This is a genomic window from Streptomyces sp. TAA204 (assembly GCF_000424965.1).
In genome coordinates, this window is sequence record NZ_AUKW01000011.1 from 15,236 (window position 1) to 27,044 (window position 11,809).

Annotated in this window: 10 protein-coding genes; 6 read left to right on the forward strand and 4 right to left on the reverse strand. The window is 68.7% G+C overall.

All coding sequences use genetic code 11. From position 1 onward, the window contains the following. Window positions 1-35: 35 nt before the first annotated feature. From H343_RS0117770 to H343_RS0117780, 3 genes are read right to left on the reverse strand one after another with little or no spacing between them, the layout of a single operon-like run. Complete coding sequence (locus H343_RS0117770) at window positions 36-857, reverse strand: carbohydrate ABC transporter permease (RefSeq protein WP_028432260.1); 822 nt, start codon at window positions 855-857, stop codon at window positions 36-38. Further along, on the reverse strand, window positions 854-1,813 hold the full coding sequence (locus H343_RS0117775) for a carbohydrate ABC transporter permease (protein WP_028432261.1): 960 nt from the start codon (window positions 1,811-1,813) through the stop codon (window positions 854-856). The genes H343_RS0117770 and H343_RS0117775 overlap by 4 nt, the downstream gene beginning before the upstream one ends. Then, a complete protein-coding gene (locus H343_RS0117780) occupies window positions 1,810-3,123 on the reverse strand; it encodes an extracellular solute-binding protein (protein WP_028432262.1) in 1,314 nt (437 codons plus the stop codon). The genes H343_RS0117775 and H343_RS0117780 overlap by 4 nt, the downstream gene beginning before the upstream one ends. 297 nt (window positions 3,124-3,420) lie before the next feature. Between H343_RS0117780 and H343_RS0117785 the strand changes: the two genes are divergently transcribed. Genes H343_RS0117785 through H343_RS31265 form a run of 3 tightly spaced genes read left to right on the forward strand, consistent with a single transcriptional unit; the run spans window position 3,421 to window position 7,150 of the window. Then, window positions 3,421-5,139 carry a class I mannose-6-phosphate isomerase gene (locus H343_RS0117785; protein ID WP_028432263.1) on the forward strand — a complete coding sequence of 573 codons (1,719 nt, stop codon included), beginning with the start codon at window positions 3,421-3,423 and terminating at the stop codon, window positions 5,137-5,139. Beyond that, window positions 5,136-6,065 (forward strand): ROK family protein, encoded by a 930-nt coding sequence (locus H343_RS0117790; RefSeq protein ID WP_028432264.1) that lies wholly within the window; start codon window positions 5,136-5,138, stop codon window positions 6,063-6,065. The genes H343_RS0117785 and H343_RS0117790 overlap by 4 nt, the downstream gene beginning before the upstream one ends. 44 nt (window positions 6,066-6,109) lie before the next feature. Further along, window positions 6,110-7,150, forward strand: coding sequence for a LacI family DNA-binding transcriptional regulator (locus H343_RS31265; RefSeq protein WP_037904188.1), 1,041 nt, complete (start codon window positions 6,110-6,112; stop codon window positions 7,148-7,150). Between the two features lie 179 nt (window positions 7,151-7,329). Here the strand turns inward: H343_RS31265 and H343_RS0117805 are convergent, their stop codons facing one another. Beyond that, window positions 7,330-8,160 (reverse strand): MmyB family transcriptional regulator, encoded by an 831-nt coding sequence (locus H343_RS0117805; protein ID WP_028432265.1) that lies wholly within the window; start codon window positions 8,158-8,160, stop codon window positions 7,330-7,332. 128 nt (window positions 8,161-8,288) lie between these two features. On the opposite strand from H343_RS0117805, the gene H343_RS0117810 reads away from it, so the two are divergent. From H343_RS0117810 to H343_RS0117820, 3 genes are all read left to right on the forward strand, one after another. Next, entirely contained in the window at window positions 8,289-9,146 is an 858-nt protein-coding gene (locus H343_RS0117810) for an NAD-dependent epimerase/dehydratase family protein (RefSeq protein WP_028432266.1), read from the forward strand. 566 nt (window positions 9,147-9,712) lie between these two features. Further along, the gene (gene ctaD / locus H343_RS0117815) at window positions 9,713-11,410 is read left to right on the forward strand and encodes an aa3-type cytochrome oxidase subunit I (protein ID WP_051265456.1); all 1,698 of its coding nucleotides are present in this window, start codon (window positions 9,713-9,715) and stop codon (window positions 11,408-11,410) included. Window positions 11,411-11,421: 11 nt separating this feature from the next. After that, entirely contained in the window at window positions 11,422-11,781 is a 360-nt protein-coding gene (locus tag H343_RS0117820) for a hypothetical protein (protein WP_028432268.1), read from the forward strand. Window positions 11,782-11,809: the final 28 nt, after the last annotated feature.

Genomic DNA, 11,809 nt, shown 5'->3' on the forward strand with positions numbered 1-11,809 from the left:
AGCGGCGATGAGGAGGGAGCAGACGGCGGGCGGGCTCAGCGGTGGAGCTTGAGACTGCTGACGAAGAAGCGCTGGGCGGAGAAGAACAACACCAGGGTCGGCAGCGAGACCAGGAGGGCGCCGGCCAGCACGATGGGGGGCCCGACGTTGGAGTAGTTGCCCTGCAGGTCGGCGAGCGCGGCCATGACGGGCCGGATGTTGCGGCTCGTGGCCATGGTGATGCCGAACATCAAGTCGTTCCAGACAGCCACGAACTGGAACACGAATACGGCGATCATGGCGGACCGGGTCAACGGGACGTGGATCTGCCAGAAGACCCGCCACCACGACGCACCGTCCATGCGCGCGGCTTCCACGACCTCCCGCGGCAGCGTCAGGGCGTAGTTGCGCATGACGAAGAACGCGAACGGGACCGCGATCGCCGTATAGATGAGGACGAGACCGATCTGGGTGTCGTAGAGCGAAGTGTGTGCATACGACAGGAACAGCGGCCTGATGAAGACCTGAAGGGGCAGGAGGGTCCCGGAGTAGATCAACCAGAACCACAGTGCCTGTCGCCTGACGGGCATGATGATCGTGGCGAAAGCGGCGAAGCCGGCGAGCACCGCAGCGGCCACGGCGCTGGCCACGGCGTATACGAGGCTGTTGCCGAGGGCCGGGCCCAAGTTGGCCTGGTCCCAGGCTTGGGACATGTTGTCGAACAGTCCGAAGTCCTGGGGAAGCCAGTGCGGGCTGCCGGAGTAATTCTCCGCGGGTACCAAGGCGTTGATCACCAGGAGCCATGTGGGCACCAGCCACAGCGCGGCGAGCATCGCGACGGTGGCGTTGCGCAGGGCTCGATTGAGGGACATCGTCATACGCCTTTCACGTCGAGCTGGCGGCGGAGATAGAGCCAGGAAGCCGCGAGCACGATCACGGTGAGGACAACGGCGATGGCGGCTCCCGCGCCGGGTCTCAGTTCAAGGAAGGTCTCGTTGTACATGGACACGGCGAGCGTCTCGGTGGCGCGTCCGGGTCCGCCTTGAGTGAGCACCCAGATCAGGTCGAACGACTTGAGTCCGTTGACCAGACTCATGCCGATCACGATGATCGACACCGGGCGGAGCTGGGGCAGGACGATGTGGCGGAACTGCCGCCAGCCGTCCGCGCCGTCGAGTGCGCCGGCCTCAAGGGTCTCGGCTGGGATGGACTGCAGCCCGACCAGGAAGAGGATGACGGCCACGCCGGTGGCCTGCCAGGCGTTGGCAAGAATCATCACGACGGTGTTGCCGGGCCAGGTCAGCAGCCATCCCTGTGCCAGTGAGTCCAGGCCCAGCGTTGTCAGGATCTGGTTGAGGGCACCGTCGGTGGTGAGCATGAAATTCCACACCACTGCCACTGCGGACCCCGACAGGGCATAGGGCAGCACGACGCACAGCCGCGCAAGGCGCGAGAAGCGGCCGGCGTTGGTCATACAGGCGACTGCGAGCCCGAGCACGAACGGCAGCGCGACCGTGCCCACCACCCACATCAGCGTGTTCTGGAGGGACCGGGACAACGCCGGGTCGGACGCGAACAGGGAGTAGTTCTCGAACCAGTTGAACGGTGAGGTCCGCGTGTCACTGAAGAAGCTGCGGTAGATGGTCCACACGAACGGGGCCAGGAGAAACAGCGCGACCAGAAGGACGGCCGGAGCCATGAACCCGCCGGCAAGCAGACGCTCGCGCGCGGTGCGCCACGCCCCGGGGCGTGGGGGGCTCCCGCGCCGCATGCGGGATGCTGACATCCCGCTGTCCGCGGGGGGTGCGGGTCGGTCGGTCATGGAAGTGCTCATGCTTCGTCTCGCCTCCATGCCGCCCATTCGTCCTGTGCACGCTCCTGCATCCGGCGCAGTGTGGTGGCCGCGGACGTCTGCCCGGCCATGAACCCGCCCAGATCGTTGGTGTTTCCCTGAATGAGGCTGGGCGGGCTGGCCTCCCAGTAGCGGACCAGCGCCCGCCGGCGCTCCTGGGCTATGTCCCGCTGAAGCCCGGCCACCACCGGGTTACTGGAGCGCACCTTCGGGTTGGCGGAGCTGTCCTGAAGAAAGTCGCTCCATACACGCTGCACGGACGGGGCGAGCCAGGCCCCGACGTTCGCCATCGCGGCGTCGTGCGAAGAAGCGCGACTGGGCACCATGAAGACGCCCGACTCGGCGATGACGCTCTTCGGAGTGGAGGAGCGCACCGTGGGGAGGATGAAGGCGCCGTAGTCGGTGCCCGGTTTCATGCCCGCCGCCGACATCCCCGCCGCCTGCCAGGTGCCGTGCAAGAACATGCCCACTGTGCCCTCCTTGAGCGCGCCGGGGCCGCGGGCCTGGTCGAAGTCGGGTGACGTCATCCATCCCTTGCGCATGAAGTCGTGCCAGATGTCCATGGCGCGGAGGGCGGGGTCGTCGGTGTAGGAGGCTTTGCCTGCCACCAGTTGCTGGTAAAAGTGCGGGTCGACCTTGCTGACCAATTCCTGGAACCACTCGATCGCGGGCCAGCCGCCCACCTGGCTCGCGAGGAACGGCGTGATCTTGTCGCGCTTGAGCACCTCGGCGCAGTGCAGAAGCCCGGCCCAGCTGTCCGGGGCGGACAGGCCCAGCTTCTTGAATACCGGTTTGCTGTAGAACAGCACGTAGTACGACTCGTACAGCGGGATTCCGAAGGCCTTGCCGCGGTAGGAGACGGCCCCTCTCGAAGTGCCGCGCACCCATCCTTTGTCCGCGTATCGCTCCCAGACCCGCGTCAAGTCGGTGAGCCCGCCTGCACGCGCCAGACGTTTGAGCTGGTACCCCGACGCCCACTTGATGAGGTCGGACGCCTTGGAGGTCTGCAGGGTCATCTGCACGACCTGCTGGTAGGAGGTCACCGACGGATTCGACAGCGGCCGAAGCGCGTAGCCGGTGAGCTTTTCCAGCTCGCGGCCGGCGGCTCGGTAGCCGTCGTCCCAGGTGGCGTTGTCGTTGGAGATGCTTGTAGTCCCCGGCTGCGCGGACGTGCTCACACCTCGTGCGCAGCCCCCCGCCGTCAGAGCCGCCGCACCGGCGGCCACTCCGGCAAGGACGCGGCGCCGAGCAAGCGGCACAGCCGCACTGCTGGTCCTGCCCGATGCTGACATTGATCACCTTCACGTAATCGGCCACCTGCATGGCCGGATGTGAACCACAGGGCACGTACGACGCTGGGGAACCCCGGAACTGGCCAAGGACGTCCGTGTTGCGTCGAAGTTAACGTCACCATTCCATCAGTTAGCAAGACTCCGGACGGAAGAGAATCTCCACCCGAAGGGAAGCTGAGGCAAAGACCAGTTCAGCGACCTGCAAGCACTTCGAAAGGATGATGGGACGCTCGCGGACACCTTCAACGCACAACTGTTATCGTTAACTAGTGCCGTGATGCCGAGTAAGGAGCAGATGTGTCCGCGTCTCGTTCGTACGACCCCCTCCCCAGCTACCGGCCAGAGGCCGGCAAGGTTGCTGCCGGCTGGCCGGCCATGGCCGCGGACCTTCCGCAGGGCCCGCTCCTCCTGGCCGTCGACGGTCCTGCCGCCCTTGACTGGGCTTCGTTGGCCGATGGTCTTGCGGGAGCTGTGCGCTTTGTGGGCCGCGACGTGGAGCTGATCGATGTCCGCGAGCACTACGCGGCGGGGGCCGGCGAACGGATAGCAGCCCGGCCTGTCCCCGCCGACGACCCGTTCTTCACCCCGCTGTCCCAGGCGCGGGTCGCGGACCTGTTCGACGCGCCTCCGCGGCCCGAGCGGCCCGTGCAGGATGGAGTGGTGGTGGTGTACGGGCCGGGCGCCTCGCTGTGTGGGCCGGATCTGTTGTGGTACGCGGACCTGCCGAAGCGGTACGCCGAGGCCGCTGTCTCGAAGGGTGAACTACCGGTCGGCGCCAACCTGGGGCGCCCCGCCGAGCCCGGCGATCTCGCGTGCCTGTTCTACACCGACTGGCCCGTGCTGGACCGGCATCGCGACGCGATCGCGGGACATGTCGACCGGTGGATCGATGTACAGGACACGGCCGGCCCGGCCTCACTGGACGGTGCCGCACTCCGCAGGACCCTGGCGCACCTGGCCCGGCTCCCAGTACGCACCCGCCCGTACTTCAACTCCACCCCGTGGGGCGGCCAGTGGGCGGCGAGTGAGCTCGGCTTCACCCCGCAGGCCGGCAATACGGCCCTCGGCTACGAACTGATCGCGCCCGAAGCGGGGATCATGGTCGGCGAGAGGGGCGGGGCTCAGATCGAGGTCCCCTTCCAGTTGCTGTGCGTCGAGCACCCCCAGGACATGCTCGGTGAAGACGTGCACCGCCGGTTCGGCACCTCCTTCCCGATCAGGTTCGACTACCTCGACACGATGGGCGGCGGCAACCTGTCCTTGCACCTCCATCCGCAGGCCCAGTACATGCGGGAGGTGTTCGGCTGGCCGTATACCCAGCACGAGACGTACTACGTCACAGCGAGCGAGGACGGTGCCCAGGTGCTGCTCGGCCTCACGGAAGAGGCGGATCTCGACGCCATGCGGCGCCAGGTGGAGGACGCCATCGACAACGGCATCCCGATGCCCGTCGAGGACCATGTCCAGTCACACCCGGCGACAGTGGGGCAACTGTTCATGATTCCGGCGGGCACACCGCACGCCTCCGGCGCGGGCAACCTGGTACTGGAAGTGAGCGCGACCCCGTACCTGTACTCCTTGCGGTTGTACGACTGGCTACGCAAGGATGCTGTCGGCACGTCCCGCCCCCTGCCCTACGAGCACGGCTTCGCCAACCTGGACACGGCCCGACGCGGGGAGGACGTCACGAAGGAGCTCATCCAGCAGCCGCGTACGCTCCGTGCCGGAGAGGGCTGGCACGAGGAGGTCATCGGCGCACTGCCCGAGATGTTCTACGCGGTGCACCGTCTCGTCGTGGCACGGGGCCGCGACATCCTTGACGACACCGCGGGCCGTTTCCACATCCTCAACGTAGCCGCCGGCGAAGGGGCCCTCATCGAAACCCCCGACGGCCGCACGCATGCTCTGGCTTTCGCGGAGACCATCACGATCCCCGCTGCCGTCGGCCCGTACCGCGTCCGCGCGCAGGGCGACGACAAGGTGCAGATCGTCAAGGCGCTGGTGGTCGAACCGTGACCCCCACGGGGCGGGCCCCGGCGCCGGTCCCGGTGCTCGACATCGGCGGTACGCATGTCACCGCGGCGCTCGTGGACCTCGGCACGGGCCGCTCCGTTCCCTCCACGGTGATCCGCAAGCCTCTGAGCTCGCACGCGGAAGCCGATGACATCCTGGACGCCATTGCCCTGGCCGCCTTGGCGCTGCCGACCGGACACAGCCTGCGCTGGGGTGTGGCGATACCTGGTCCCTTCGACTACACCACCGGCATCGGCCGCTTCGCCGACGTGGGAAAGTTCGAGTCTCTGTCCGGTGTCGATGTCGGAGCCGGCCTGCGCGAGCGGCTCAACGGCCGGTCCGAGCGGCTGTGCTTTCTCAACGACGCCGACGCGTTCGCCATCGGTGAGTACGTTTCCGGTACCGCCGCGGGGCACGAGCGGGTCATCTGCCTGACGCTGGGCACAGGTGTGGGGTCCTCGTTCCTGTCCTCCGGCCATCCTGTCCACACAGGCCCCCTCGTTCCGCCCAGCGGACACGTGCACCGTCTGACGGTGCGTGGCCGGCCGCTGGAGGACACGGTCTCGCGCCGTGGCGTGCGCACTCGCTACGCCTGCCTCTCCACTGCGGCGAGTGATCAGCACCTTCCCGATGTCCGTGAGATAGCCGCACGCGCCAAGAAGGGCGACGCCGCCGCGACAGAAGCCTTCCGCTACGCTTTCGACGCACTCGGCCGAGCCCTGGCACCATGGATCGACCGCTTCGAAGCCACTGCGGTGGTCATCGGTGGCTCCATGGCCCAGTCGTGGGACTTGATCCATCCTGCGCTCACCACAGGGCTGGCGTCGGCGGACAGACCGGATGTACCTGTTCTACCCGCCGGGCAGCCTGAGGAGGCCCCCTTGCTCGGGGCTGCCCGCTGGGCACAGGGCGTACCGGACGCCACATGAGGACCAGCGCACCGGTGGGTGCGGGCAGAGGAAGGGGCAGGGTCATGACCGCTCGCCGGGGCAGCGGGCCGACCATGCACGACGTCGGCAAGCTCGCGCAGGTCAGCGCCATGACCGTCTCACGCGTACTCAAGAACGACCCCGGCGTGTCAGAGGCGAGCCGCGAGCGGGTCTTCGCGGCGGTCGACCGACTGGGCTACCGGCGTAACCAGACCGCACGCAGTCTCCGCCTCGGCGGCAGCGGGATGATCGGCCTCGTCGTCACCAACCTCGCCAACCCCTTCTACTCACGCCTCGCACTCGGCGTCCAGGAAGTCGCGACGGAGTACGGCTTTCGCATGCTGCTCAGCAACTCCGACGAGCAGGCCGAACGAGAGCCCGAACTCATCAACGGACTTGTCGATCACCAGGTTGAGGGGCTGATCGTCGTTCCGGCGGGCAGCCAACAACAGCACCTGGCCAGTGCCATGCGGCACGTCCCAGTCGTTTTCGCCGCACGGCCGCCCGCCGGACTCGACACCGACTGCGTCCTGGTCGAAGACTTCCACGGCGCGCGCGAAGCCACTGCCTGCCTCCTGGACGACGGGCACACCCGCGTCGCCTTCCTCGGCAACCCGCCGGCGCTCTACACGGGCGCCGAACGCCTGCGCGGGTTCTGGGCGGCGCACGACGAAGTCGGCATCGCACCGGACAACGCCCTCATTCGCCAGGGCCTGGTCGACTCCGCGACAGCAGAGCAGGCCACGCTCGGACTACTCGCACAGGCTGAACGCCCCACCGCGCTGTTCTGCGCCAACAACCGCATCAGCCAGGGCGCGGTCCGGGCCCTGTACAAATCGGGAACCACCCTTCCCGTCGCCAGTTTCGACGACTTCGACCTGTCCGACATCCTCGGTCTGCCGCTGACGCTCGTCTCCTACGACGCCGACGAGATCGGCCGCCAGGCCGCACGCCTGCTGATCGATCGCCTCGAACACGACGGCACAGCGCCGCCGGCCTCCCGACGCGTCACCGTCCCCACCCACATCGTCCGTCACGGCACACTGTCCGGGGACGGACCGGGCCGCCCGCCCACGAGCGCCTGACGGGGATGCCCACGGGCATCGTCCACAGCGACTCTGCCGCCGAGCGTCTCAGCTGCCGCCACCGGACCAAGGTGCGGCGGGACGACAGCGTCTACGGCTGCGAAGGCGCCCGCTGCCGGAAGTGAGGCGGGACACCCGTTCGGGCACCGCGGCGGAAACCTGATGCGGCAGTGCCCGCCCTACGGGCTGGGGGTCAGGTCCTGGAGGCCGACGACCGACAGCAGTTCGAGCCGCTCGTACGGTTGTGTGCCGGGCCGCGCCGAATGCACGACGAGTTGCTGACTGTGACCGTCGCTGAGCAGCACCTCGCAGTCGAGGTCGAGGACGCCGACCACCGGGTGCAGGAACCGCTTCGGCGACGGACGGCGCACCACGACATCGTGCTCCCCCCACAGCGCTTCGAACTCCTTCGACCCGGCGCGGAGTTCGGCCACGAGCGCGGCCGGGCCCGGGTCGTCGGGGCGGGCTGTGGCGACCGCCCGCAGGCTCGCCACGTGCGCGCGGGAATGCTGCTCATGGTTCTCGGGCGGGGCCAGGTCCCGTGCGCCGGGCACGAGAAACCAGTGGCGAATGAGATTCGTCCCGGTGCGGTCTCCGGTCAGGGCCACGGACATCGCGTTCTGCGCGAGCATCCCGCCCCAGTCGCTGATCACCGATGCCGGAAGGTCGTGCAGCCGGTCCAGGATCAGCAGCAGTCCCGGGCGGACGTGGTCCGAGGAGCCGCCGGGCCTGGGCGGCTCCTCGCCCGCCAGGTGGAACAGGTGGTCGCGTTCGACGTCCGTGAGCCGCAGGGCGCGGGCGAGGGCAGTGAGCATCTGCCGCGACGGGTGGGAGCCGCGGCGCTGTTCCAGGCGCGTGTAGTAGTCCGTGGACATCCCGGCGAGCTGCGCCACCTCCTCGCGGCGCAGGCCCGGGGTGCGGCGTCGCGGGCCCGCGCTCAGGCCCACGTCGCCGGGCGCCAGGCGGGTGCGGGCGCGGCGCAGGTAGTCGGCGAGTCCGGTTCGGTCCATGACTTCAGGATCCCTCGGACCCGGACTGGTATCCAGGGACTGCCGGTCCCTGGATAACCGCGTCTCTCCCGCCGCTGCCGCCGCTCACGCACGCTGGCGGACATGGATACGACGACGAGGAGGCGGCCATGCTGACATTGGTGACAGGAGCGACGGGCCAGGTCGGACGGAGGTTCGTACCGAGGCTGCTGCAGAGCGCACCGCCCGGCGACGAGGTGCGGGTCCTGGTGCGGGACACGGCGCGGGGCGAGCGGTTCGCCGGGCTCGGCGCCCAGGTGCTCGTCGGCGATCTGCGCGACGCAGAGGCGCTCGGCAAGGCGACGGCCGGCGTGGACGCGGTGGTCAACGTCGCCGCCGCGTTCCGCGGGGTGCCGGACGAGGAGGCGTGGACGGTCAACCGGGACGCTGCCATCGAGCTCGGCCGGGCCGCGGTGGCCTCCGGAGTGCGCCGGTTCGTGCAGGTCAGCACCGGACTCGTGTACGGGTCGGGACGTGGCAGGCCGCTGGTCGAGGACGACGAGACCGTGCCGGGCACTCACCTCTGGGGCGCATACCCCGAGTCCAAGTGGGAGGCGGAGCGTGCGCTCGGAGAGCTGGACGGCCTCGACGACCTCCGCATCGGGCGGCTGCCCTTCGTGTACGGGGACGGGGACCCGCACCTGGCCGACGTCATGGACTGGGCGCCGGACTGGCCCGCCATGCAGCGCCTGCACATGGGCCACCACCTGGATGTCGCACAGGGCCTGAAGCGGCTGCTGTACGCACCGCCCGGAGCGCACGGCGTCTACAACATCGCCGACGACGCCCCGGTCACCACCATCGACCTCTTCCAGATCCACGGCCTGCCGGTGCCGCAAGAGGCTTACGACAAGGATGCCCCGGACCCCTGGCACAGCGTGATGTCGACGACCCGTATCCGTCGCGAACTCGGGTACCGCCCGCTGGTCCCGTCGGTGTGGACGGCGCGGGAGGCGGGGCTGCTGTAACCGGCGGTCATCACCACCGGACTGTCACGCGCCCGCCGTTGAGGCCATACCCTCGTGGGACCCCGCCGGGCTGTCCGGGTCGGGACTCCGCTGACCCGTCTCGCGGGCTCAGGTGTGCGCCTGACCGCATGAGCGCACGTCAAATCGCCGGCGGCCTACGGCTCTTGACGTGCTGGAGGGGCGGCTCTCCTCCAGCGGAGACTCCCGGCGCAGGGGACGGAGACGTACGGGGTGACCGCCCCGGCTCAGGCACGGTGCACCCCGTGGTGGACCTTCTCGCGGACATGCCGGGCGAGGTTCGGCGCCGGGCATGCCGCGACGTTCCGGGGCGCTCAGCGCGGGCGCGGACGGTGGCGCGCGGTCTCCCCGGTTCGCGACGCGTCAGTCCGTTCACACCGAGCCCACGAACGGGTGAAAACGGCCCCCCGTGCACCACGGAAGGTACGAACGTCGTGCAACCAGCGCCGCGGCCTTGGCCGCCGGTATCCGCCCGGCGGCTCCGCCGCCCGGCAGGGACACGGCCGCCGGTCCGCGCGCAGGATTCCGTGGACGCGAAAGGGACCCCCATGGCAGTGCTGACCAAGCCCCCCGAGGAGCACGCCCCCGAGCGCGCTCCCGGATCGGTGGTGGTGACCTGGCTGACCACGACGGACCACAAGAAGATCGGCTCGCTCTACATGGTGAGCTCCTTCGCCTTCTTCCTCTTCGCCGGGGCTCTCGCTCTGGTGATGCGTGCGGAACTGGCCAGGCCGGGGACGCAGTTGATCTCGAACGAGCAGTACAACCAGGCGTTCACCATGCACGGCACCATCATGATGCTCTTCTTCGCGACCCCTCTTTTCGCGGGGTTCGCCAACGCCGTCATGCCGCTGCAGATCGGTTCGCCGGACGTGGCCTTCCCCCGGCTGAACATGCTCTCCTACTGGCTCTACGTCTTCGGCGCCCTCATCGCCGTGGCCGGGTTCCTCACCCCGCAGGGCGCGGCCGACTTCGGATGGTTCGCCTACACGCCGCTCTCGGACGGGGAGCACACACCGGGGATCGGCGGCGACCTGTGGGTGATGGGGCTGGCGATGTCCGGCTTCGGGACGATCCTGGGTGCCGTCAACTTCATCACCACGATCATCTGCATGCGCGCGCCCGGGATGACGATGTTCCGGATGCCGATCTTCACCTGGAACGTGCTGCTGACCAGCGTGCTGGTGCTGATGGCGTTCCCCGTGCTGGCCGCCGCGCTCTTCGCCCTGGAGGCGGACCGCAAGTTCGGGGCGCACATCTTCGACGCCGCCAACGGCGGGGCGCTGCTGTGGCAGCACCTGTTCTGGTTCTTCGGACATCCCGAGGTCTACATCATCGCGCTGCCCTTCTTCGGTGTGGTGACCGAGATCCTGCCCGTCTTCAGCCGCAAGCCGATCTTCGGCTACGTCGGGCTGGTCGGCGCGACCATCGCCATCACCGGACTGTCCATGACCGTCTGGGCGCACCACATGTTCGCCACCGGCGCGGTGCTGCTGCCGTTCTTCGCCTTCATGTCCTTCCTGATCGCCGTCCCCACGGGTGTGAAGTTCTTCAACTGGATCGGCACCATGTGGAAGGGGTCGCTGTCGTTCGAGACGCCGATGCTGTGGAGCATCGGCTTCCTGGTCACCTTCCTCTTCGGCGGGCTGACGGGTGTGCTGCTTGCCTCTCCCCCGATGGACTTCCACGTCACCGACAGCTACTTCGTCGTGGCGCACTTCCACTACGTCGTCTTCGGCACCGTCGTCTTCGCGATGTTCGCGGGTTTCTACTTCTGGTGGCCCAAGTTCACCGGCCGCATGCTCGACGAGACCCTCGGGAAGATCCACTTCTGGGCGCTGTTCATCGGCTTCCACACCACGTTCCTCGTCCAGCACTGGCTCGGGGCCGAGGGGATGCCGCGCCGCTACGCGGACTACCTCGCCGCCGACGGCTACACCGGGCTGAACACGCTCTCCACCATCGGCGCGTTCCTCCTCGGGCTGTCCACCCTCCCGTTCCTCTACAACGTCTGGAAGACCGCGAGTTCGGGGGCGAAGACGGAACTGGAGGACCCATGGGGATACGGCCGTTCGCTGGAGTGGGCCACCACCTGCCCGCCTCCCCGGCACAACTTCTGCACCCTGCCGCGCATCCGCTCCGAGTCACCGGCCTACGACCTGCACCATCCGGCCGCCTCCGCCCTCCAGCAGCGGGAGAACGACCGCCGCGACGTACACGATCCGGAACCGCCCGGCCGGAGCTGAAGGAGACCCGGATGCCGCTCCCGGACACCGCACGGACCGAATCCGCCAGAGGTCTCCAGCAGCTGGAGGGCTACCTGCTGGCGCAGTCGCACCTGCGCACCGCGCGTGCCGAGGCGGAGGCCTTCGCCGGCAGGCTGCCCTGGCTGACGCCGGGACAGCACGAGGCCGTCGTGGAGCTCTACACCGAGAACCGCATGGCACTCACCCGGCGCGTCCTGGAGGGCACCGTGGAGCACTGCGGAGAGCTGCGGCAGGAATACACCGCCCGCTACGAGCAGTTGCGCCGCCGCCTGCTGTGCCGGGCCACGGCGGGCGTCCTTGCGGCACTCTGCGCGAGCGTCTTCGCGGTCTGCCTGGGTGCCCTGCGCTGAGGGTACGGGCACCGCCGGTGCCGGGCGG

Coding starts and splice junctions, on each gene's coding strand:
- H343_RS0117820 (WP_028432268.1), top strand. CDS start 11,422: ATGCCGCTCCCGGACACCGCACGGACCGAATCCGCCAGAGGTCTCCAG.
- H343_RS0117805 (WP_028432265.1), bottom strand. CDS start 8,160: ATGGACCGAACCGGACTCGCCGACTACCTGCGCCGCGCCCGCACCCGC.
- H343_RS0117775 (WP_028432261.1), bottom strand. CDS start 1,813: ATGAGCACTTCCATGACCGACCGACCCGCACCCCCCGCGGACAGCGGG.
- H343_RS0117780 (WP_028432262.1), bottom strand. CDS start 3,123: ATGTCAGCATCGGGCAGGACCAGCAGTGCGGCTGTGCCGCTTGCTCGG.
- ctaD (WP_051265456.1), top strand. CDS start 9,713: ATGGCAGTGCTGACCAAGCCCCCCGAGGAGCACGCCCCCGAGCGCGCT.
- H343_RS0117770 (WP_028432260.1), bottom strand. CDS start 857: ATGACGATGTCCCTCAATCGAGCCCTGCGCAACGCCACCGTCGCGATG.
- H343_RS31265 (WP_037904188.1), top strand. CDS start 6,110: ATGACCGCTCGCCGGGGCAGCGGGCCGACCATGCACGACGTCGGCAAG.
- H343_RS0117810 (WP_028432266.1), top strand. CDS start 8,289: ATGCTGACATTGGTGACAGGAGCGACGGGCCAGGTCGGACGGAGGTTC.